Annotated in this window: 17 protein-coding genes; 10 read left to right on the top strand and 7 right to left on the bottom strand. The window is 71.3% G+C overall.

Going from position 1 to position 22,241, the window contains the following annotated elements; genetic code table 11:
* The first annotated feature begins 125 nt into the window (after positions 1-125).
* Complete coding sequence (locus PZC42_RS18890) at positions 126-1,064, top strand: AraC family transcriptional regulator (protein ID WP_277213347.1); 939 nt, start codon at positions 126-128, stop codon at positions 1,062-1,064.
* A 29-nt stretch (positions 1,065-1,093) separates the two neighbouring features.
* Here the strand turns inward: PZC42_RS18890 and cutA are convergent, their stop codons facing one another.
* Together cutA and PZC42_RS18880 are read right to left on the bottom strand one after the other, a co-directional pair.
* Positions 1,094-1,411, bottom strand: coding sequence for a divalent-cation tolerance protein CutA (gene cutA, locus PZC42_RS18885; protein ID WP_277213346.1), 318 nt, complete (start codon positions 1,409-1,411; stop codon positions 1,094-1,096).
* Between the two features lie 68 nt (positions 1,412-1,479).
* Positions 1,480-2,790, bottom strand: coding sequence for an MFS transporter (locus PZC42_RS18880; protein ID WP_277213344.1), 1,311 nt, complete (start codon positions 2,788-2,790; stop codon positions 1,480-1,482).
* Between the two features lie 199 nt (positions 2,791-2,989).
* Here PZC42_RS18880 and PZC42_RS18875 point away from each other — a divergent pair, with 199 nt between their 5' ends.
* The 3 genes from PZC42_RS18875 to PZC42_RS18865 all read left to right on the top strand — a co-directional run bounded on the left by PZC42_RS18875 (position 2,990) and on the right by PZC42_RS18865 (position 5,060).
* Complete coding sequence (locus tag PZC42_RS18875; protein WP_277213342.1) at positions 2,990-3,355, top strand: MmcQ/YjbR family DNA-binding protein; 366 nt, start codon at positions 2,990-2,992, stop codon at positions 3,353-3,355.
* Between the two features lie 183 nt (positions 3,356-3,538).
* Positions 3,539-3,799 (top strand): helix-turn-helix transcriptional regulator, encoded by a 261-nt coding sequence (locus PZC42_RS18870; protein WP_277213341.1) that lies wholly within the window; start codon positions 3,539-3,541, stop codon positions 3,797-3,799.
* Position 3,800: 1 nt separating this feature from the next.
* The gene (locus PZC42_RS18865; RefSeq protein ID WP_277213339.1) at positions 3,801-5,060 is read left to right on the top strand and encodes a HipA domain-containing protein; all 1,260 of its coding nucleotides are present in this window, start codon (positions 3,801-3,803) and stop codon (positions 5,058-5,060) included.
* Positions 5,061-5,068: 8 nt separating this feature from the next.
* Here PZC42_RS18865 and PZC42_RS18860 read toward each other — a convergent pair whose 3' ends face one another.
* Positions 5,069-5,278 (bottom strand): DUF6361 family protein, encoded by a 210-nt coding sequence (locus tag PZC42_RS18860; RefSeq protein WP_277213337.1) that lies wholly within the window; start codon positions 5,276-5,278, stop codon positions 5,069-5,071.
* Positions 5,279-5,662: 384 nt separating this feature from the next.
* Between PZC42_RS18860 and PZC42_RS18855 the strand changes: the two genes are divergently transcribed.
* A complete protein-coding gene (locus tag PZC42_RS18855) occupies positions 5,663-8,026 on the top strand; it encodes a LamG-like jellyroll fold domain-containing protein (RefSeq protein WP_277213335.1) in 2,364 nt (787 codons plus the stop codon).
* Positions 8,027-8,107: 81 nt separating this feature from the next.
* On the opposite strand, the gene PZC42_RS18850 is transcribed toward PZC42_RS18855, so the two are convergent.
* From PZC42_RS18850 to PZC42_RS18835, 4 genes are all read right to left on the bottom strand, one after another.
* Positions 8,108-11,080 carry a glycoside hydrolase family 2 TIM barrel-domain containing protein gene (locus PZC42_RS18850; RefSeq protein ID WP_277213334.1) on the bottom strand — a complete coding sequence of 991 codons (2,973 nt, stop codon included), beginning with the start codon at positions 11,078-11,080 and terminating at the stop codon, positions 8,108-8,110.
* 197 nt (positions 11,081-11,277) lie between these two features.
* Positions 11,278-14,370 carry an alpha-mannosidase gene (locus tag PZC42_RS18845; protein WP_277213331.1) on the bottom strand — a complete coding sequence of 1,031 codons (3,093 nt, stop codon included), beginning with the start codon at positions 14,368-14,370 and terminating at the stop codon, positions 11,278-11,280.
* A 54-nt stretch (positions 14,371-14,424) separates the two neighbouring features.
* Positions 14,425-15,765, bottom strand: coding sequence for a 6-phospho-beta-glucosidase (locus PZC42_RS18840; RefSeq protein ID WP_277213329.1), 1,341 nt, complete (start codon positions 15,763-15,765; stop codon positions 14,425-14,427).
* Entirely contained in the window at positions 15,762-16,508 is a 747-nt protein-coding gene (locus tag PZC42_RS18835; RefSeq protein WP_277213327.1) for a DeoR/GlpR family DNA-binding transcription regulator, read from the bottom strand. The genes PZC42_RS18840 and PZC42_RS18835 overlap by 4 nt, the downstream gene beginning before the upstream one ends.
* A gap of 193 nt (positions 16,509-16,701) precedes the next feature.
* Here PZC42_RS18835 and PZC42_RS18830 point away from each other — a divergent pair, with 193 nt between their 5' ends.
* From PZC42_RS18830 to PZC42_RS18810, 5 genes are all read left to right on the top strand, one after another.
* Positions 16,702-17,670 (top strand): carbohydrate kinase family protein, encoded by a 969-nt coding sequence (locus PZC42_RS18830; protein ID WP_277213326.1) that lies wholly within the window; start codon positions 16,702-16,704, stop codon positions 17,668-17,670.
* 62 nt (positions 17,671-17,732) lie between these two features.
* Positions 17,733-19,010 (top strand): ABC transporter substrate-binding protein, encoded by a 1,278-nt coding sequence (locus PZC42_RS18825; RefSeq protein ID WP_277213325.1) that lies wholly within the window; start codon positions 17,733-17,735, stop codon positions 19,008-19,010.
* A complete protein-coding gene (locus PZC42_RS18820) occupies positions 19,007-19,966 on the top strand; it encodes a carbohydrate ABC transporter permease (RefSeq protein ID WP_277213323.1) in 960 nt (319 codons plus the stop codon). Before PZC42_RS18825 ends, PZC42_RS18820 begins: the two co-directional genes overlap by 4 nt.
* Positions 19,963-20,856, top strand: coding sequence for a carbohydrate ABC transporter permease (locus PZC42_RS18815; protein ID WP_277213320.1), 894 nt, complete (start codon positions 19,963-19,965; stop codon positions 20,854-20,856). Before PZC42_RS18820 ends, PZC42_RS18815 begins: the two co-directional genes overlap by 4 nt.
* Positions 20,853-22,175 carry an alpha-L-fucosidase gene (locus PZC42_RS18810; protein ID WP_277213318.1) on the top strand — a complete coding sequence of 441 codons (1,323 nt, stop codon included), beginning with the start codon at positions 20,853-20,855 and terminating at the stop codon, positions 22,173-22,175. Before PZC42_RS18815 ends, PZC42_RS18810 begins: the two co-directional genes overlap by 4 nt.
* Positions 22,176-22,241 lie beyond the last annotated feature (66 nt).

Here is a 22,241-nt window from a genome sequence, read left to right as displayed (position 1 = left end):
CCTCCAGTGACTGGCGAGCTGACCCCCTGAGTCAACCGACGTTCGGCAAGACGATCCATCGCCTCGACGCTCACATGCATGCGTCATCGTCTCGCGTGTCCCGCAGTCAGGCCTAGGCTGCCCCCATGGACGTCGTCACCGGCCTGCTCGACGGGCCTCGCGCTCGCGACGCGTTCCTCTTGCGCAGCCACCTGCGAGCGCCGTGGGGCATGCGGATCGAGGACGAGGCACCGCTGACGATCGTCCCGGTGCTGCGCGGGTCGGCCTGGGTGGGCCCGGTCGGCTCCGCGGACGACGGCGGCACCACGGTCGAGGCGGGCGACGTCGTCCTCCTGCGTGGCCCTGAGCACTATGTGGTCGCCGACTCCTCCGCGACCGCGCCGACGGTGGTCGTCGGCCCGAGCGACGTCTGCCGCGCCATCGACGGCGGTCCGTCACCGATGACGGTGTTCGGCGTGCGGTCGTGGGGCAACGACCTCGACGGCGAGACGGTCATCATCACCGGCACGTACCCCCTGGACGGCGCGGTCGGGCGCCGGCTGCTGCATGTGCTGCCCCACCGCGTGGTGCTGCGGCGCGGCGACGTCGACCCCACGCTGGTCGACCTGCTGGCCCGGGAGGTGGTGCAGGACCTGCCCGGACAGGAGGCCGTGCTGGACCGCCTGCTCGACCTGCTGCTCATCACCTGCCTGCGCGCCTGGCTCGACCACCCGCACGGGCCGGGGTGGTACCGCGCGGACGCCGACCCCGCCGTCGGCGTCGCGTTGCGCCTCATCCACCACGACCCGGCACGCCCGTGGAGCGTCGCATCCCTGGCGCGCGAGGTCGGGTTGTCCCGCGCGGCGTTCGCCCGGCGGTTCACCGACCTGGTCGGCGAGCCACCGATGACCTACCTCACCGGGTGGCGGCTCGACCTCGCTGCGGACATGCTGCTCGCCGACGACGGCGCCACGCTGGCCTCCGTAGCCCGTGCGGTCGGGTATGCCTCACCGTTCGCCCTGAGCGCCGCGTTCAAGCGGGTGCGCGGGGTGAGCCCGGCCGAGCACCGCCGTCGGACGGCGTGAGCCGGCGCCCGGACATCCGGCGGGTGGGCTCAGCCCGCCTCGGCGGCCACCCAGGCGAGATAGTCGGGGTTGCCCCCGAGCACCGGGACCCGCAGCACCTCGGGCACGTCGTAGGGGTGGTGCTCGGTGAGCCACCGCTCCAGCTCCGGCGCCATGGCAGCCGTCGTCTTGAAGGTCACCCGCCACTCGGTGTCCGTCGTCACGGCGCCGTCCCACCAATAGCTGCTCGACACGGGACCGTCGACCTGGCCGCAGGCTGCCAGCCGTGCGGCGACGGCCTCGTGCGCCAAGGTCCTCGCGCCGTCCTCGGCATCGATCATGGTGACCACCTGCACGACGTCGTCCATGGAACCGACGATAGCGAACGGCGAAACTCCGCGACGTCGGCGGGTCCGCCGTCGCGCAACCTCGCACATCAGCTTCTGATGCGTGAGGTTCCGCGACGTCGCTCGGACCGCCGATCGTCCGAACCGGAGAACCGCCAGTTCGCCGCCGCAGAGCCGGCGACGATCCCGGCGGCCACCACCGGCACCGCCATGGCCGCGGGCGTGCCGAACGTGTCGGCGAGCACCCCGGTGACCGCGGACGCCGCCGACTGCCCCAGGATGATCGCCGAACCGAGCATGGTCATGAGCGTGGCGCTGCGACCGACCGGGCTGCGCTCGGAGCCCAGGGAGTAGATCGTCACGAGGCTGGGACCGATGCCGAGCCCGGCGAGCAGCAGTCCGGCGAGGAGCACGCCCGTGGACGGCGCGGTCGCCACGACGACGGCGCCCGCGAGCTGCACGACGGCGAAGCTCGCCCAGCGTGCACGCAGGCTGAACCGGGCGGGGAACGCCGACACCGCGAGCGCCGTCACCGCGGAGCCGATCCCCATGAACCCGTACAGCAGGCCCGCCCGCTCGGAGTGGCCGGCGTCGCCGGTGTACGCGGACAGGGCGGTGAGCACGGAGCCGAAGAACAAGCCGATGCCGACGAACCCGGCCACCAGCACCAGCACCCGCCCGCGCCACAGCTCGTGGGCAGGGGCCTGCGCGACACGAGGCTGCGAGCGCCCGGTGCGTGCCGCCGTCGTGCGCCCGGAGGCGTGCAGCGCGAACGCGCCGACCGCTACCGCCGTCAGCACGGCGGCGGCGAGGGTCGGTGCCGCGGGGCCGAAGAGGGCGGCGAGCAGCCCGACGACGAACGGGCCGAAGACGAAGACGACCTCGTCGACGGCGGCCTCGTACGACATGGTGCGGTCGAGCACGGCGCCGCGACGGGCCGCGGGGAGCCTGCTGGTGATGACGCCGACGAGGCGGCTGCGCGACATCGGCGGCACCTGAGGGGCTGTGGCGCCGATCCCGAACGCGACGGCCAGGACGACGGCGTCGGTCAGCGTGGAGTAGACGGCCCCGGTCAGGGCGAGCAGCAGCACGCTGTTGGCCGCGGCAGTCGCGAGGAGCGCGCGGCGCTGGCCGGCGCGGTCTGCCCACGCCCCGATCAGCGGGCCGCAGATGGCCGCTCCCAGGCCGACCATGCCCGACGTCGCGCCGCCGAGGGTGAGGGAGTCGCGACCGGCCACGACAAGGGTGAGCACGCCGACGACCATCATCGCGAAGGGCAGGCGGGCCACGAACGCCAGCGGGAAGTAGGTGCGGCCCATGGTCTGCGGCAGGGTGGTCTCGGGCTCACGCTCGGCGGCCTGGGGGCCGCCCGGCCGGGGCGTCGAGTGCGTCAGGGTCATGCTCGTCGGTCTCCTCCAGCGCGGCGGGGCCGCACGATCGTCGTGCCGCCGTGGGCGCGAGGAGCACCTGGTAGATACACAAGCCTGTCGGGCCGGTCTGCCGACCCGGCGTCCAGGCTAACCCCTACCAGGTGGTGGTCGCTGTGACGCGGGTCCCGACGAGCCGGCCGCTGTCGGTGGGCCGTGGCAGATTCGGACCGTGCCCGATCGCCCCGACGTCCCGCCCGCCTACGTCCAGCGGCTGCGCGAGCTGCTCGACCTCCCCGAGTGCGTCGAGGAGCCCGCCTGGACCGGCGTCCGCTGGCGGGTCCGCCGCGCCACGGTGGCCCACGTGTTCGGTGGCGAGGACCAGCTCTTCCGCATCGTCTTCCGGGCCGAACCCGACGAGGTGCTGGCCTTCGAGCACCTCGGCTCCCCGTACTTCAAGGCCGGCTGGGGCACGAACGTGGTCGGCATGGTGCTCGACGACGGCACCGACTGGACCGAGCTCGGAGAGCTGCTCACCGACTCATACTGCCTCCAGGCGCCGGAGCGACTGGCGGCGGACGTCGCGCGGCCTGCCTGAGTCGAACTCACAGGTCCCACCAGGCCGATTGCGCGACCTGCAGGCGCGGGACCGCGGCGTCGGACCCGGGCGTCGTCGTAGTGGTCCGCGTACGGCGAAAGCGCCCGAAGTGCGGGTAGGCCGCGTCGCGTGTCACCGTACGGTGACACTGCCGCGATGTCGCCGTACGTTGACTCTGCAGCCATGTCGCCGTACGTTGACCTCATGGAGGCGACCATCCTCAACGCCCGTTCGCTGCCCCGGCTCGGCGCATCGATCCGTCGGCTGCGCCTCGATCGCAGGATGACCCAGGCCGAGCTCGCCCGACGCGCCGACGTGTCACGCCAGTGGCTCATCGGCCTCGAGCGGGGGCAGACACCGGGCCTCGAGGTCGGGCGGCTCATGCGCGTCCTCGATGCGCTCGACGCCAGCCTGACGATCCGCGACGATCACGAGGGAACCTGACATGGCTCGCACGAGCCACCTGGCCGTGCTCCTCGAGGGCCGCCATGTCGCCGAGCTGACGCGCGCCCGGTCCGGCGTCCTCCGCCTCACCTACCACCAGGAGGCTCGGGCGCTCGGCGCCACTCCCCTGTCGCTCTCGCTCCCGTCGAGCGACGGCACGCACGCGGGCGCGCTCGTCGAGCAGTTCCTCGACGGGCTGATACCCGAGAGCCCCGGTGCGCTGCGGTCGATCGCCCGGCGCCACCGCGTGGATCCCGACGATCCGCTCGACGTACTCGGTGCCATCGGGAAGGACTGCGCCGGAGCCGTGCAGTTCTGCCGCGAGGAGGAGATCGACGACACGCTCCATCGCCCCGGCCGCCTCGAGGAGTGCAGCGACAGCGACATCGAGGCACGCCTCGACGAGATGGACACCGACGAGGACGCGGCCTGGACGATGCCGGGCGAACACTGGTCGCTCGGCGGCACGCAGCAGAAGCTCGCACTGCGCCGAGAGGACGGTCGCTGGCACGTGGCGCACGGCGCCGCGGCGACCACCCACATCGTCAAGCCAGGCATCCGCAGAATGCGGGCGCAGGCACTGGTCGAGCACGTCTCGATGCACGCCGCCCGGCTCCTCGGCGTCGATGTCGCCGACACGGAGTTCACGTCCTTCAGGTCCCAGGACGCCGTCGTCGTCACGCGGTTCGACCGGCACCGTTCCGCATCCGGCGAGGTCGACCGCCTGCACCAGGAAGACCTGTGCCAGGCGATGGGCAACGCCGAGAAGTACGAGGAGTACGGCGGCCCGTCGGCCCATGCCATCGTCCAGTTCCTGCGCGACGCCTCAGCCACGGCAGCGGCGGCCCGCCGCAACGTCGACCGCCTCGTCGACGGGCTGATCTACAACACGGTGATCGCCGCCCCGGACGCCCACGCCCGCAACTATGCCGTCCTGCTCCGCGGTGACACGGTCGAGCTCGCGCCGCTCTTCGACGTCGCCACCGGGCTGGCCTACGACCTGCCGCCGGGTGTGGGCCGGGTGCTGTCGATGGGTGTCGGCGGGACGTTCGACGTCGAGAACGTCGACGACGCCCGCTGGGCGCGCTGGGCGGACGCCGCCGGCCTGGATGCGCGGGTGGTCACCAATCGGGTCGCCGAGGTGCGGCAGGCGGCACCCGGGGCGTTCGCCGCCGCGCTCGACGAGATCGACGACGTTGAGGGCCATGCGTCGGATCTGCGTGCGCGGCTGTTGCCCGCGTTGGAAGCGCGGGCGCGGTGAGAGAACCGCTACAACGCCCAACTCGGCGGACAAGAACCTCGCAGGGTCGGCCCTACCCTCGCGGAGGTGCCGGGGAACAGCGGGTCGGAGATCGCGTCGCGGATGGTGCCGACGCCGAGGTCGTCGACCGTCCCCGTCTCACGGAAGAGGTCCACCACTTCCAGCATCTGCTGCCACTGCTCGGCGTCGACGTCGAGCCAGCCGAAGGAGGAGACCATGGTGGCGATGATGACGGACTACCTGACAGTTCACCAGCACACGCGTCCGGCCTAACCCGGTTGGAGTCGCGTCCCGGAGCTGATTGACGCGTTGGGCCTCGCCGACGGCGCCGACGACACAGCAGTGCCGGCCCATCTGCGCGGCACGACACGGCCTGACGCGGATCTGGTCGGCAGTTGGTCGTCTGATCGGCAGTTCGAACTGCCGATCTCAACACGGACTGCCGACCAGATCCTTGGGACGATGCCGCGCTCGCCTCGATCTCCGGGGTCGGACAGGAGACGCTTGACGCATCTCTACAACGATGTACAGTACTCGCACTACATCGATGTACAGGCCCCATTGCCGGGGCCAGCCGTTCGACGACGAACCAAGGAGCCGCCATGACCCGCAGACGGTCACGACGCATCGCCGCCCTCACCGCCGCCGCGCTCGCCCTGCCCCTGGCTGCCGGCGCGACGGGCACCGCCAGCGCCGCCCCACCCACGCCGTCCGACCCCGCACCTCCGGTCTTCGTCGACGCGGAGACCCACGACCCCTCGCTGATCACCGTCGGTGACGAGCACTGGGTCTTCGGCTCCCACCTGGCCGCCGCAAAGACCGAGGACTTCATGCAGTGGGAGCAGGTGGCCAACCACGTCACGCCCCAGAACCCGCTGTTCGACGACGTCACCGTCGAGCTCGCCGAGGCCTTCGAGTGGGCCGAGACCAGCACCCTGTGGGCGGCCGACGTCATCCAGCTCGAGGCCGACGGCAAGTTCTACATGTACTACAACGCCTGCCGCGGGGACTCCCCGCGCAGCGCCCTGGGCATCGCGGTGGCCGACGAGGTCGACGGCCCGTACGAGGACCTCGGCATCGTCCTGAGGTCCGGACACCGCGACGGCGAGGGCCCCGGCGAGGACGGCACCACCTACGACGCCCGCATCCATCCGAACGCCATCGACCCCGACGTCTTCTACGACGCCGACGGTGGGCTGTGGATGGTCTACGGCTCCTTCTCCGGCGGCATCTTCGTGCTCGAGCTCGACCCGGAGACCGGCTTCCCGCTGCCCGACCAGGGCTACGGCACGCACCTGACCGGCGGCAACCACAGCCGCATCGAGGGGCCAGCCATGATGTACCACCCGGACAGCGAGTACTACTACCTGTTCACGTCCTTCGGCGGACTGGACGCCGACGCCGGGTACAACATGCGCGTGATGCGCTCCAAGAACCCTGACGGCCCGTTCGAGGACGCCGCGGGGAACGACATGCGCGAGGTCCGCTCGAACCCGGACCTGCCGATCTTCGACGACGCCACCATCGAGCCCTTCGGCGTGAAGCTGATGGGCAACTACCTGTTCCAGCGTGAGGTCGGCACACCGGGTACCGGCATCGGGGACGGCAAGGTCTCCCCCGGCCACAACACCACCTACCTCGACCCGGACACCGGCGAGATGCTGGTGATCTTCCACAGCCGGTTCCCGCAGCAGGGCGAGCGCCACCTGATCCGCGCGCACGAGATGTTCCTCAACGCCGACGACTGGCTCGTCGCGGCGCCCTACCGCTACGCCGGCGGCCACGACGCCACGAAGTTCCTGCGCAAGCAGGTCGCGGGCGACCACCGGTTCATCGAGCACGACAAGACGATCAGCGCCGACATCCGGCAGGCGAGCACCGTCACGCTGCACCAGAACGGGCGCCTCAGCGGCGCCGTCGACGGCCGCTGGCAGCTCTACGACGAGAACCGGCTGCACCTGACCGTCGACGGCGAGGAGTACGACGGCGTCGTCTCGCGCGAGTGGGACCCCACCGCCACGGCGTGGGTCACCACGTTCAGCGTGGTCGGGTCCGACGGCGTGCCGCTGTGGGGCAGCGCGCAGGCGACGCTGAGCGACCGCCAGATCGTCGACGCCGTCGTGGCCGACCTGTCTGTCCCCGGCACCGTCGTCGCCGACCTCGCCCTGCCCACGACGGGCACGCACGGCTCGACGATCTCGTGGACCTCCAGCGACCCGGACGTCGTCACGAGCACGGGTGAGGTCACCCGGCCCGAGGAGAGCGACGCCTCCGCCACGCTCACCGCCCGCGTCACGAGCGGGACGATCAGCGGGGAGGCGACCTTCGACGTCGTCGTCCCCGCCCGCCCTGCCCCGGGGCTCGTGGCCCACTACCCGTTCGACGGCGACCTCACGGCGGTCGGCGACCAGCTGGCGGGCACCGTCACGGGCAACCGGGTCGACAGCGCCGGCGGTCAGGTCACCTACACCGAGGGTGTGCACGGCGACGCGGTCGTCCTCGACGGCGCCAGCGGCGTCCGCCTGCCCGACGGGCTGATCGCGGGCGACGAGTACACCGTCAGCCTGTGGCTGCGCCCCGAACGGCTGACGTCGTTCACCACGGCGTTCTTCGGGGCGCGCGACGCGAACAAGTGGCTGAGCCTCGTGCCGTCCATCGAGTTCGCCGACGGCCGCGCCATGCTGTGGTCCGGCACGAACCCGTACTACGACGGCGACACGGGCGCCCACCTGCCGGTCGGCGAATGGTCGCACGTCGCCTTCACCGTCGACGGCGGGGACGTGGTGATCTACCTGGACGGCGAGGCGGTGCACAACGGCACCGGGTTCCCGGACGTGTTCACCACCTCCGACGGGACCTTCGCCCTGGGCGTGAACTGGTGGGACGTCCCCTTCCAGGGCGCCATCGACGACCTGCAGGTCTACACCGGCGCGCTCACCGCTGAGGAGATCGCCGACCTCGGCTGATCACGTACCGCCGAACGTCCGGGTCAGGCACGGTTTTCACCCTCGAACCGTGCCGGGCCCGGACGTTCGGCCGTCACCGGGTCAGGCGGAGAGGCGGAGTCGGAGCGTCGTCGGGGCGGGCAGCAGCCGGGCGCCGGGGACGACGCCGGGTCCGCACGTGGCGCTGCCCACGCCGTGCTGCGCGGCGTCGAGATGGAGCCACAGGGCGCCGTCGGGCACCAGCTCGTGCGGGTGCGCGGCATCCTCGAGGGCACGGTCGTCCCACGGCCGCGCCGTGAGCTCGACGCCGTGGACTCCTCGCCTGCCGACGTCGACCGCACCGGCCCGCACGGTGAGCGGGCCGCTCGCGAGCCCAAAGGTCGCGCGGACGACGCCCCGCCGCGCCCCGTTCTCCTGGGGATGGGTGTAGCGCGTCTGCATGTCGTCGACGGTGTGCTGCCAGCGGCCGGCGAGCGCCGCACGCCGGGAGTCGGCGTACGACTCCCCGGGCCCGAGTCCGGTCCAGTCGACGCCCACGCGCCGGGCCTCGTCCTGCTCGAGCGCCAGCAGCCATCCGAGCCGTGCGACAGATCCGGGCCACCGACCCTCGGGCGTCAGGCGCAGCGTGAGGTCGGTCGTGCGGTCGTCGACGGCCCGCCACTCGTAGCGCAGCCGGAACCCGCAGTCGCTCGGCGCCCCGCCGAGCCGTCCGGTGACCACCACGACATCGTCCTCGAGCCGGACGTCGTCGAGTCGCTCGACGAGCCGCGGCAGCCCGGCACGCTCCCACGCCTCTCCGTCACCGACCTCCTCGTACCACGTGCGCACCCGGTCGTTGTCCGTCCGCGCTCGCCAGGCGTCGGCCCGTGCGTGCCGGACCGCCGCGCCCGCGACACGCACGGGGCGGCCGCTGCTGTCGAGGACGACTGCCCCGAGGTCGTACCCCTCGTCGCCGGTCCGACGCGGCGTCCGCCCTGAGACGGGCGGCAGCGACGGCGCCTGCAGGAGCACCTGGCCAGCGCCCAGGTCGATGCCGTCGGGCACTCCCGGGACCGCCCCGTCGGCTCGGGCCCGCAGCACCCACCACGCCGGGGACCACGGCGGAAGGCCCGTGAGCCGGTCTCCGACGACGGCACGCACGTCGACGTCGGTGTGGTCGCCGGCCGCGAGCGGCGGCAGGTCGAGCCGCCCCTCGGCGACCGTGCCGTCGTCGGTCACCAGCTCCCAGCGCCAGCGCACGTGCTCCAGCGAGCGGAAGGCGTACCGGTTCCGCACGCGCAGCACCCCGTCGGTGCCCGGGACGGGCCGCACGCCGACCGGTGCGTAGACCGCGGCGGTCTCGACGAGCCCGGGCGACGGCGTGCGGTCGGGCAGGACGAGCCCGTCGGCGATGAACGTCCCGTCGTGGAGCTCCTCGCCGAAGTCGCCGCCGTAGCCGAAGAAGTCGGTGCCGTCGGCGGTGCGCGTGGCGATGCCGTGGTCGATCCACTCCCAGACGAACGCACCCATCATGCGCTCGGAGCCGTCGACCAGGTCGATCTGCTCGGTGAGCCCACCCGGCCCGTTGCCCATGGCGTGCGCGTACTCGCACAGCACGAACGGCTGGGCCCGACGGCGTGCGTCGGCGGCACCGTCGGGCAGCGGCTCCTCCTCGCGCCGGGCGATCCGCGCGACCTCGTCGATGCTCGGATACATCCGCGAGTAGACGTCCACGTGGGCGCTCGACCAGTCCCCCTCGTAGTGCACGGGCCGGGACGCGTCGAGAGCACGGACCGTCGCGGCCATGACCTCGACGTTGCGCCCGGTCCCCGACTCGTTGCCGAGCGACCACAGCACGACGCTCGGGTGGTGGGCGTCACGGCGCACCATCCGGGTCACCCGGTCGGCGAGCACGGGCGCCCAGGTCTCGTCGTCGGTCGGGTTGCCGCGCCAGCCGAGCGGCTCGAACCCGTGGGTCTCGAGGTCGTTCTCGTCGATCACGTACAGGCCGTGCTCGTCGCACAGGTCGAGGAAGTGCGGGTGCGGCGGGTAGTGGCTCGTGCGCACCGCGTTGACGTGGTGGCGCTTCATCAGCTCCACGTCGGCGAGCATCGTCTCGCGGGTGATCGCGCGGCCGCGCGTGGGCTCGAACTCGTGCCGGTTCACGCCGTACAGCTTCACGGGGGCACCGTTGACGGTGAACACGCCGTCCACCACGGCGACGGTGCGGAACCCGGCGCGCAGCGTCACCGTCTCGGCGGCCGTGGCCACCACGACGTCGTACAGCCGGGGGTGCTCGGCGCTCCAGGGTTCGACGGCGGCGCTCGCCTCGTCACCGGCGCGCAGCTCGAGACCGAGCTCGGGAACGGTGATCGTGACGTCCTCGGCGGAGGTGTCGGTCTCGACGTCGACACGCAGCCAGCCGGTGCGCGTCGTGTGGTCGTAGCCGGCATCGACGACGACGTGCTCGATGCCGCCGTCGGGCCGGTGCTCGAGCGCGACGTCGCGGAAGATGCCGGACAGCCACCACTGGTCCTGGTCCTCGACGTACGTGAACGCCGACCACTGCGTCACGCGCACGGCGAGCAGGTTCTCGCCATCGGTGAGCACGTCGGTGACGTCGACCTCCGTGGGCAGCCGCGATCCGTGCGCCTGCGCAAGCACCTGACCGTTGACCGCCACCTCGAACCACGAGTCGACGCCCTCGAAGCGCAGCACGACCCGACCGCCCGGGCGCCAGTCCGCCGGGACCGTGAACGTGCGGCGATACTCCCCCGTCGGGTTCTCGTTCGGCACGTGCGGCGGATCGACCGGGATCGGGAACTGGACGTTCGTGTACGCGGGCCTGCCGTACGGCCACGCGTCCGGAGCACCCGCGAGCTGCCAGTGACCCGGGACGTCGATGGTGCCCCAGCCCTCGCCGGTGCCGTCATCCGACGATTCGACGCCGGTGGCCGGGCTGCCGAACAGGCGGAAGCGCCACTCGCCGTCCAGGTCCACGCGCCCCGCGCTCGATGCGCCCTGCGGCGGGCGGAACCGGGCGGAGCGGACCCCCGCGGGGACGACGACGGACTCGTGCGTCGGGCGCAGCGCCATAGGTGCTCCTCGGTGTGGGGGTCGGGGCCGTTTCACCGATGGTGACGTCACCATCGGCCCCGCCCAACTCTAGAGGGCGTCCACCGACCATGTCGCCAGACCCCGCGTCCTGCTGCGTCCCCCTCGGACCAGGTCGCCGCCGACGTCGACATCGGCAGCGATTCGGCATACCGGTTCATGTGTGCGGGACGTGCCCTTCAGGGCGTGACGTCGGCCCGGGCGATCCTCAGCGTCACGATCTGGAAGGGACGCAGCCCCATGGTGATCCGGCGTCCCTCGCGGTCCAGCGAGCGCGCGCGGGGCATGCCCTCGGCCAGAGGCTGCTCGGTGAGGCCGACCTCCCAGACGTCCGCGACGTCGAAGCCGGCGGACACCGTCGCCCGTGCGCGCCGTCCGAGGGCCTCGTAGACCCGGACGACGACGTCGCCCGAGCGGTCGTCGGCGAGCTTGACCGCCTCGATGCGCACGCCCGGGTCCGAGCTCGTCACGACGCTCCAGGGGTCGAGCGGCCGCGCGGCCGTGCCCGCGGCGAGGCGCAGCGGCAGGTTCAGCTCGTACCCCGCGGCGACCGCGTCACCGACGGATGCGCCGGGCACGACGGCGTAGGTGAAGATGTGGTGACCCTGGTCCTGGTGCGGGTCCGGCGACCTCGCGGCACGCACGAGGCTCAGCCGGACCTCGGTCTCGACCTGGCCGTCCTCGCCGACGCGCCGGGTGATGTCGTGGCCGTACGTCCCGGCGTTGACGACGCCGATGCCGTAGCCCGGCTCCTCGACGTGCACCCACCGGTGCGCCATGACCTCGAACCGCGCGTCGTCCCAGGACGTGTTCGTGTGCGTCGGCCGGCGCACGTGCCCGAACTGGATCTCCGCCGAGTGGTGCTGCGCGTGGACGACGAAGGGCAGCGCGGCCTTGAGCAGCTTCTCCCCCTCGTGCCAGTCCAGCTCCGCCTCGAGGTGCACGCGGGCATCGTCGGCATGCATGGCGATCCGCTGCGTCACCCGGGACGCCCCGAACGCGCGCACGACCTCGACGCGCGCCCGCAGCGGCCCGCTCTCGACGACGCTGATCGACTCGACGTCGACGAGGTCGCGCAGGGTGTGCCGGTAGTGCGCGTCGATGTCCCAGGCGTCCCACGCGTTCGGCAGGTCCTGGTGGAGCTGGAGCAGGTTGGCCGCGCGCCCGGCGGGCACGAGCTCGCGGTCCGCCCGCCGGTCGAGGATCGAGGTCACCAGTCCCTGTGCGTCGATGCGCACCTGCACCAGGTCGTTGCGCAGGACGATGTCCTCGCCGTCGCGCCCGGCCGTCACGGGATGGGCCGGCTCCCAAGGCTCGAACGGCGCCATCCCGTGGCCGGGCACGCTCACCAGGCCGGCCGGCGCGCCGTGCTCGTCGAGCACGAGCTCGACGCGGCGGTGGTCGGCCGCGTTGACGACCGCGCCGTCGGCCTCGAGGTGCTTGAGCGCGTGCTCGATCAGGGCGTCGAGCCGGGCGAGGCTCTGGCCGTACTCCTCCTCGTTCTCCCGGTGCACCCAGGCGATCGACGAGCCCGGCAGGATGTCGTGGAACTGCTGCACGAGCGTGGTCTGCCACAGCCGCTCGAACGCGTCGTACGGGTACTCGGCGCCCTGCAGGGATGCCGCCGTCCACCAGAGCTCCGCCTCGCGCAGCCGGTGCTCGACGAGACGGTTGCCGCGCTTCTCCCGGGCGTGCGAGGTGAACGTCCCCCGGTGCAGCTCGAGGTAGAGCTCGCCGACCCACACCGGCGCGTCCGGGTACTCGCCGCGGGCGCGGGCGAAGAAGTCGTCCGGACTCTCGATCTGCACCCGCGGCGAACCCTCGAGGTTCGCGACCCGGCGCTGGCGCTCCAGCATCTCGCGGGTCGGCCCGCCGCCGCCGTCGCCGTAGCCGAACGGCACGAGCGACGTCGTCGCCCTTCCCTTCTCGCGGAACTCGCGGACCGCGTGGTGCAGCTCTTCGGCCTCGAGCGTCGAGTTGTACGTGTCGATCGGCGGGAAGTGGGTGAAGATGCGGCTCCCGTCGATACCCTCCCACCAGAAGGTGTGGTGCGGGAACCTGTTCGTCTGGTTCCAGGAGATCTTCTGCGTGAGGAACCACTCGGCGCCGGCGAGCCGGGCGATCTGGGGAAGAGCGGCGGAGTAGCCGAAGGAGTCGGGCATCCAGATGCCCCTGGTGGTGACGCCCAGCTCACGCTCGAAGAAGCGCAGGCCCTGCGTCAGCTGACGGACCATGGCCTCGCCGCCCGGGATGTTGCCGTCCGGCTCGATCCACTGCGAGCCCACCACGAACCACTGGCCCCGCTCGACGGCGTCCTTGATCCCCTGCCAGACGTCCGGGTACCGCTCCTTGACCCACGCGTACTGCTGCGCGGACGACGCCGCGAACCGGAAGTCCGGGTACTGCTCGGCCAGCTTGAGCACGTTGGAGAACGTCCGCCCGACCTTGCGCTTCGTCTCGCGGATCGGCCACAGCCACGCCGTGTCGATGTGGGCGTGCCCGACGCCGCTGAGCACGTGCGCGGAGGCGTTCGCGGGCTGGGTGAGCACGTCCGCGAGCTCTGCCCGGGCCGCGGCCGCCGTGCCCACGACGTCGTCGAGCAGCAGCACGTCGAGCGCCCGCTCGAGGGCGCGCAGCAGCTCGTGCCGTCGCGGGTCGGTCTCGGGCAGCTCCTTGAGGAGCTGGTAGAGGACCTCGACGTCGAAGCGCAGGGCCCACACCTCGGGCTCGAGCACAGCGAGATCGGCAGTCGCGAAGGTGTAGATCGGGTCCACCGGGGCGGTCGACTTCTCCCCGTAGACGGTGGGTACGAAGTCGTTCTTGAGGATGTCCGGGTTGGCGGCGGCCTCGAGGAAGAGGTGCACGCGCTCGCCTCCTGCGGCCTCGTCGGCGACCGGGACGTAGGAGTTCCGCGGGTGGATGCCCTTGACCGCGATGCCGTCGGGCGTGAACACCAGGCCCTCCGCCTGGTTGCCCGGCCAGTCGCCCTGGAATCCCGGGTCGATGACCAGCTCGACCGTCCGTCCGGCCCACTCGGCGGGCACCGTCCCCGTGACCTGGAACCACCACGTCGACCACGCCCTTCCCCACGGGCGCCCGACGGCGAAGTCCGTGTACGTGGCGCGCAGCGCCTCGGTGACCGGGACCGGCTCGTCGGGCACCTCCCAGGCGGAGAGGGTCACGGGCACCCGGGCCGAGTAGATGGCAGGGACGATGCGCTCGGTCAGCACCCGTTGGATGCGCTCCTCGACGAGCTGCTGGTTCTGGTGCACGGCGTGTGCCTCTCGATGTGGCCTCAGGCGGTGGTGGGCGTGTGACTCTGCGGTTCAGGCGAGGTAGGACAGCTCCGGGAACGTGGCGCGGGCGCCGTCGAGCAGCGCCCGTGCCACCTGGACCGAGTCGATGAGCGGGTGGTGGGCCAGGGCCCTCAGTGCCGCCGGCCGGGAGCCGCTGAGCCCCGCGAGGATCGTCTGGCGCTCGACATACTTGACGGTCGTCACGAGTCCGCGGCCGAAGTCGGGCACCCTCGCCCCGGCGATCGGGTGAGCGCCCGCGGCGTCGACGATGCACGGGACCTCGACGACGGCGTCGTCGTCGAGCCAGTCGATCGTGCCGGCGTTCGGCACATTGAGGATGAGACGCGAGCGTTCGTCGTGCGCGATCGCGCGCATCAGCGCGATCGCGACGTCCTCGTAGCCGCCCGAGACCAGGTCCTCCTCGTCGCGCTCCCCCATGCCCGCGGAGTCACGGTTGGTCGCCATGTACGTGGTCTCGCGGTCGAGTCGTGCCGCCTCCCAGACCGCGAGGGGGCTCGGTGCACGCCCTGCGTCCTCCCAGAACCGGTTCTGCTGCTCGAGGAGGTAGCGGGCCCGCGTGCGGGAGGCGAGCTGGTCGGAGTGGAGCACCTCTCGCCTCGAGGAGTAGTAGTGCAGGTACTCGTTCGGCAGCGCACCGAGGATCCGGATCCACTCGGCGCCGAAGAGCCGCCCCTCCTCGAACGACTCGATCTGCCGCGGACGCTCGAGCAGCTCGGGCAGGCGGTCGACGCCGTCGACCCGCAGACCCGTGACCCAGCCGAGATGGTTGAGCCCTGCGTAGTCCACCTCGACGTCCGGACCGACCTCGAGCCCCAGCGCCAGCAGCGCGCGACGGGCGAGCCCGATCGGGGAGTCGCAGATGCCGATGACCCGGTTCCCCAGCACGTGCGACATGGCCTCGGTGACCAGTCCGGCGGGGTTCGTGAAGTTGATGACCCAGGCGTCGGGCGCCATCCGCTTGATCAGGTCGGCCAGGTGCATGACCGTCGGCAGCGTGCGCAGGGCGTATGAGACACCGCCGAAGCCCACCGTCTCCTGCCCGATCACGCCGTGGGCCAGGCCGATGAGCTCGTCGTGAGCGCGGCCTTCGAGGCCGCCGACGCGGATCGCGGAGAACACGAAGTCGGCCCCGCGCAGACCCTCGGCCGCGTCCGTGTGGGTGGTCACGGTCGGTGCGTCGTCGACGCCGTCGGCCTGAGCCGCCAGGATGCGGGCCATGGTCCGCAGCCGGTCGTCGTCCGTGTCGACGAGCGCCACCGATGTCACCCGCCCGGGCTCGCGGTCGCGCAGCAGCGCGGCGTAGACGAGCGGGGTACGGAACCCTCCGCCGCCGACCATCGTGAGCCTCATACGACGACGACCTCCACCTGCTGGGCGGCGAGGGCGCTCGCGGTCTGCTCGGGAATCTCGTCGTCCGTGATGAACCGGGCCACGTTGGGCGGGAGCGTGACGCGGCCGACGCCGGTGCCGGGGAACTTGCTGTGGTCGGCCAGCACGGTGAGCTCGGACGAGACCTCGGAGATCGCCTGCTTGATGGGCACCTGAGCCATGGTGGTGTCACGCAGGTCGCCGTTGGTCGACACGCCGCTCACTCCCAGGAACGCGTGATCCGCGCGGATCAAGCGCAGGCACTCGGTCGTCAACGGGCCCGAGACCGACCGGTAGACGGGGTCGTAGTCCCCGGGCAGCATCACCAGGTGCGCGCTGTGACTGTCCCGCAGCGCGTCGTAGATCGCGAGACTCGCGGTGATGACGGTGACCTGCCGGTCCAGCAGGATTCGTGCGAGATGCAGCGTGGTCGTCCCGATGTCGAGGAGGACCGACTCACCGTCCTGGATCAGCTCGGCGGCGCGCGCCGCGATGCGTCGCTTCGCGTCGCGGTTGACCGGCACGACGCTGGCGAACGGGGCGTCCTGCTCCCCGAGCACGGCGCCGCCGTGAGCTCGCCGAACCGCCCCCGTCCGGTCGAGCTGCTGCAGGTCACGGCGGATCGTGGCGACGCTCGACCCCGTCACGGTGGCGAGCTCGGTCACCGTCGCGACCCCCACCTTGCGAAGGTGCTCGAGGATGACGCGCTCTCGTAGGTCTCTCACGCGAAGCACGCTATCACATTCGCTCAATTTCGCTCAGTTATCGAATCGCAACACTCAGAATCTATAGATTTTCGCGCACAGCTGTGCTACTCCTTACGGACCGGGCTTCCCACGAGGAGGATGGATGCACATCGACGGCGGCGGTCAGGGCGCACGCGTGGCACCACCCGTTCGGACGACGGTTCGAGCTGACGTGGCCACCCCCCGGCGCTCTCAGCCGGACACCCTCGTGGTCGGCCAGCTGTTCCTCGATGTCGTCTTCGCCGGCCTGCGCGGCAGCCCGCGGCCGGGCGAGGAGGAGTGGACCGCCGACTTCGGCTGGGGACCCGGCGGCATCGCCAACATGGCAATGGTCTCCGCGCGGCTCGGAGCGTCGGCGGCGATCAGTGCCGTCGTCGGGGACGACCCGCTCAGCGTGTTGTGCACCGAGCGTCTCGAGCACGAGGGCGTCGACATCTCGGGGCTGCGCACCATGGCCGGGTGGTCGCTGCCGGTCACGGCCTCGCTGGGCTTCGACGGCGACCGCGCCCTCGTGACCGGCGGGACCCCCGCACCGCGTGAGCTTGCCGAGATACTCGATCCTGATATCCGGCCCCGCGTCGCCATCGTCCACGTCGACGACACGACGCACGACGTCGTCCGCCCGCTCGCCGACCGCGGCGCGAAGGTGTTCGCGGACCTCGGCTGGGACGGCACCGGAGCCTGGGACACCACCGTCCTCGACGGCCTCGACGGCTGCTACGCCTTCGTCCCCAACGATGCCGAGGCCATGGCGTTCACCCGGACCGAGACCCCCGAGCAGGCGCTGGAGGCACTGTCCTCGCGCGTCCCCCTCAGCGTCGTCACCCTCGGCGCACGGGGCGTCCTGGCGCTCGACGCCGCCACGGGCGAACGGGTCCGGGTCGAGCCCGTCCCGGTCGACGCCGTCGACGTGACCGGTGCCGGCGACGTGTTCGTCGCCGCGCTCGCGGTGGCGACGCTGCGCGACTGGACGCTGCGCGAGCGCGTCGACTTCGCCGCGCTGGCCGCGGCGGTCACGGTGTCTCGTCCAGGCGGTGCCTCCACCGCACCTACGCGCGCGGACCTCGTCCGCTGGCTCGACCAGCACCCAGACACCGCCCGCGCCTCGCGGTTCGCCTTCCTCCGCGACCCGTACCGGTGACCCGCGGGCACCGTCCCATCTCACCGAACGACTCGACCGAAGAGACACAGGAGAAGAACCCCATGAGACACACGACCTCACGCGCCCCGGCCGCGGCGCTCGCGGCGGCCGCCGCACTCTCCCTGGGCCTGACGGCCTGCTCGAGCGCCCAGCCCGCCGACGGGGGCTCGGGCGACGGCGACGGGTCGCTAAGCCTGTGGATCTGGCCCGGCGGCCTGAGCGAGACCGTCGTCGAGACGGTCACGGACGAGTACGCCGGCGGGGACCTCAAGGTGTCGGTCATCGGCGACGACTTCAAGAACAAGCTGCTCACGAGCTTCACGGCCCGCTCCAACATTCCCGACATCACCGGCGTCAAGGGCGAGGACATGCCCTACTTCCTGCAGGAGCCGGATCTGTTCACCGACCTGAACGAGCTCGGCATCGACGACATCGTCGGGGAGTTCCCGGAGTGGAAGCTCGCCGAGGCCACCACGGCGGACGGGAAGCTGCTCGGTCTGCCGATCGACATCGGCCCGACGGGGCTGTTCTACCGCGAGGACATCCTGGCGGACGCAGGCCTGCCCACCGACCCTGCCGAGCTCGCGGCCGCGACCTCGACCTGGGAGGACTACTTCACCTTCGGCGAGCAGCTCAAGGAGGCGACGGGTGCCCACCTCCAGGTCTCGATGGGGGGCCTCTTCGGCATGGTCATGGGCCAGAGCGAGACCAAGTTCGTGAGCCCCGACGGCGAGTTCCTCGGTGAGAGCGACGCCGTGCGCCACGCCTGGGACCTCGCGATCGAGGCCCGGGACCGCGGCCTGGTGGCCGGGCTCGAGGACGGCAGCCCCGACTGGGCCTCCGCGGTCAACGCAGGCGCCCTGCCGACGCTGGTGGGTGCGGCGTGGTACGCCGGCGACATCAAGGGCAGCGCGGCCGACACCGCCGGCCTGTGGCACGTCACGCAGACGCCCGGCGGGCCTGCGAACATCGGCGGCTCGTTCCTGACGATCCCCGCCGCCACCGAGGACAAGGCGGCGGCGCTCGAGGTCATCAAGGCTCTGCTGAGCCCCGAGAACGAGGCCGTCATGTACACCGAGACCGGCAACTTCCCGGCCCGCACCACGGCCTTCGACGAGCCCGGCCTGCACGACGGCGACGACTTCTTCGGCGGTCAGGACACGGTTGCGGTGTTCGCCGAGGCCTCGGAGAACATGCCGATCGTCTACAACAGCCCGCTCGACAACGAGGTCTCCGCCCCCTACTACACGGAGCTGGGCAACGTGCAGAACGGCAAGGACCCTGACCAGGCGTGGGCCGCCGCCGTGGCCGCGGCCAAGGCGGCGCTGGAGTCCTCGTGACGCTCACCGCTCGCACGGTGACGGCTGGGGCGCGCGCCTCGACGCGCCCCAGCCGGCGTCGGACCACTCCGGTCTGGCCGATGTACGTCGCGATCGCGCCGTTCTTCATCCTCTTCCTGTGCTTCGGCCTCTACCCGACGGCGTCCTCCCTCGTCCTGTCCTTCCAGAAGTGGAACGGCCTCGGTTCCGCGGAATGGGTCGGCGTCGACAACTACGTGCGGCTCTTCTCCGACGCGACGTTCTGGCTCTCGGTGCGCAACACGTTCATCATCTTCGCCCTCTCGACGATCCCGATGATGATCATCGCGCTGGCCGTGGCCGCGATGCTCAACAACGCCGTGCGCTACAGCACGACCCTGCGGATCGCCTACTTCGTGCCGAACATCACGTCGGTGGTCGCGATGGCGATCCTCTTCGGCGCGATCTTCGGCGAGACGTTCGGGCTTGCCAACGCACTCCTCAACGGGCTCGGCCTGCCGGACTTCCGATGGTTCTCCACTCCGTTCGGCCTCCAGCTCACCGTGTCCATCCTCATCACGTACCAGTGGACCGGATACAACGCGATCATCTTCCTCGCGGGCATGCAGTCCATCAGCAGCGAGGTCTACGAGGCGGCGACAATGGACGGCGCCGGCCCGGTCCGGAGCTTCTTCTCCATCACGATCCCGCTGCTGCGCCCGACGATCATCTTCGTCCTCATCGTGTCGATCATCACGGGGCTGCAGAGCTTCACCGAGGCACAGGTGCTCACGAGCAGCGCCAGCACCACGAACCCCAACAGCGGAGGGGCCGGCCAAGGCGCTCTCACGATGGTCCTGTACTTCTACCAGCAGGCCTTCAGCTACAACAAGCTCGGCTACGGCGCCGCGATCGCGTGGGGGATCTTCCTCATCATCCTCGTCTTCGTGATCATCAGCTGGCGCTACAGCGTCAAGAGAGAGGACCCGACGCGATGAGCGCCACCGTCACGTCAGAACCCTCAACAGCGAGCTCGAGCGCGCTCCCCGAGCGTCCCGCGCCGCCCGGCAGACGCCGTCGTCGTCAGGTGGGGCTCTACCTGATGCTGACGTCCGGCGCCCTGGTCTCCGTCTTCCCGCTCTACTGGCTCGCAGTGATCGCGAGCAACACCACGAGCGACATCTACCGGTCGCCGCCCAAGCTCCTCCCCGGCGGCCACCTCGTGGAGAACATCGGCAAGGTCTTCGACAGGGTCGACTTCTTCGCACCGCTGGCGAACACCGTCGTGGTGGCGGTCTCCGTCACGTTCCTGGTGCTCTTCTTCGACTCGCTGGCGGCCTTCGCGTTCGCGAAGTTCGACTTCCCGGGCCGCAACGCGCTGTTCACGCTCGTGCTCGTGATGTTCATGCTGCCGATGCAGCTGGCCATCATCCCGCAGTTCATCACGATGGTGAACCTGGGCTGGGTCGGGCACCTGCACGCGCTCATCATCCCCGCGGCCGCCAACGCCTTCGGCATCTTCTGGCTGCGCCAGTACATCAGCTCCGCTGTTCCCGACGAGCTGATGGACGCCTCCGTGATCGACGGCGCCGGCTTCATGCGCCAGTACGTGACCGTGTGCCTGCCGCTGATCCGACCGGGCCTGGGATTCCTCGGGCTGTTCACCTTCATCTCGACGTGGAACGACTACATGTGGCCGCTGACAGTCTTGACCGATCCGGACCGGGTCACGCTGCAGGTGGCGCTGGCGCAGCTCAAGTCGGCGTTCGGCCAGGACTACGGGATGATCATGGCCGGTGCCCTGCTGGCCGTCGTGCCGCTGCTGGTCGTCTTCCTCATCGGGGCTCGGCAGTTCATCGGAGACATCGCGAAGGGGGCGATCCGGTGACCCCCTCGGGGATCGTCGCGGTCGACGACGCCGCGCGCGCCGAGGCCGTCGACCGGATGCGCGAGCGCCGCTTCGGGATGTTCATCCACTGGGGGCTGTACTCCCTCGCTGCCCGCAACGAGTGGATGCGGCACCGCGAACGGACGCCCGACGTCGACTACCGGCGCTACCTCGACCACTTCGAGCCGGACCTGTTCGACCCCGCCGCCTGGGCCGACCTCGCCGCGGACGCCGGGATGCGCTACGTCGTCGTGACGACGAAACACCACGAGGGCTTCTGCCTGTGGGACAGCGCGTACGGCGACTTCTCCGTCGCCTCGACGCCGTGGGGACGTGACCTGATCGGCCCGCTCACCACGGCCTTCCGGCAGCGCGGCCTCGGCGTCGGTCTCTACCACTCGCTCATCGACTGGCACCACCCGCAGTTCCCGATCGACGGCCTGCACCCGCTGCGCGACGACGCCGCCGCGCGGGCGGAGTCCCGCGACGTCGCCGTCTACCGCGAGTACCTGCACGCCCAGGTCGCCGAGGTGCTCACCCGGTACGGCGTCATCGACCAGCTGTTCTTCGACTTCTCGTATGAGGACCACGTCCACGAGGGCACGCCGGTCTGGGGAGGCAAGGGCGCGCGGGACTGGGGCAGCGAGGAGCTGCTCGCGACGGTCCGGCGCCTGCAGCCGGGCATCCTGGTCAACGACCGGCTCGGCATCGGTGGCGACTACCTCACGCCGGAGCAGTACCAGCCGGCGGAGCCGCCCACGATCGACGGTCGGCCCGCGCTGTGGGAGGCGTGCCAGACGATCAACGGCAGCTGGGGCTACGACCGGGACAACACCGCGGCGAAGTCGCCCGACCTGCTCCTGCGGATGCTCGTCGACACCGTCGCCAAGGACGGGAACCTGCTGCTCAACGTCGGACCGACCGCTCGAGGCGAGCTCGACCCCGTGGCCGTGGAGACTCTGCGTGCCATCGGCCGCTGGATGGAGCGCCACGGCCGGGCGATCCACGGCGCGGGCCCGTCCGCATACACGGCGCCACCGGACTGCAGGTACACCCAGCGCGGGAACCGCCTGTACCTGCACCTGTTCTCGTGGCCGTTCGAGGCGGTGCACCTGCCCGGGCTCGCCGGACGGGTGGAGTACGCCCAGCTGCTGCACGACGCCTCCGAGATCGCTACGGAGGTGCTGCCGACGGACCAGGAGTCGCACATGACCAACGCCGCCGGCACCGGTGCCGACACCCTCACGCTGTGGCTGCCCGTGCGGCAACCCGACGTCGCGATCCCCGTCGTCGAGCTGTTCCTGCGGGAGGGCGCCTGAGCACGGTCCTGGCCCACTGATAGCGGGGAGCGGCAGTGTGCGTCAGCGGCCGAGCGGTGCGTTGTT

Source organism: Isoptericola croceus (assembly GCF_029382255.1).
Lineage (GTDB): Bacteria > Actinomycetota > Actinomycetes > Actinomycetales > Cellulomonadaceae > Isoptericola > Isoptericola croceus.
This window is presented reverse-complemented; position numbering and strand designations above follow the sequence as displayed.

Coding starts and splice junctions, on each gene's coding strand:
- PZC42_RS18890 (WP_277213347.1), top strand. CDS start 126: ATGGACGTCGTCACCGGCCTGCTCGACGGGCCTCGCGCTCGCGACGCG.
- cutA (WP_277213346.1), bottom strand. CDS start 1,411: ATGGACGACGTCGTGCAGGTGGTCACCATGATCGATGCCGAGGACGGC.
- PZC42_RS18880 (WP_277213344.1), bottom strand. CDS start 2,790: ATGACCCTGACGCACTCGACGCCCCGGCCGGGCGGCCCCCAGGCCGCC.
- PZC42_RS18870 (WP_277213341.1), top strand. CDS start 3,539: ATGTCGCCGTACGTTGACCTCATGGAGGCGACCATCCTCAACGCCCGT.
- PZC42_RS18865 (WP_277213339.1), top strand. CDS start 3,801: ATGGCTCGCACGAGCCACCTGGCCGTGCTCCTCGAGGGCCGCCATGTC.
- PZC42_RS18860 (WP_277213337.1), bottom strand. CDS start 5,278: ATGGTCTCCTCCTTCGGCTGGCTCGACGTCGACGCCGAGCAGTGGCAG.
- PZC42_RS18855 (WP_277213335.1), top strand. CDS start 5,663: ATGACCCGCAGACGGTCACGACGCATCGCCGCCCTCACCGCCGCCGCG.
- PZC42_RS18850 (WP_277213334.1), bottom strand. CDS start 11,080: ATGGCGCTGCGCCCGACGCACGAGTCCGTCGTCGTCCCCGCGGGGGTC.
- PZC42_RS18840 (WP_277213329.1), bottom strand. CDS start 15,765: ATGAGGCTCACGATGGTCGGCGGCGGAGGGTTCCGTACCCCGCTCGTC.
- PZC42_RS18825 (WP_277213325.1), top strand. CDS start 17,733: ATGAGACACACGACCTCACGCGCCCCGGCCGCGGCGCTCGCGGCGGCC.
- PZC42_RS18815 (WP_277213320.1), top strand. CDS start 19,963: ATGAGCGCCACCGTCACGTCAGAACCCTCAACAGCGAGCTCGAGCGCG.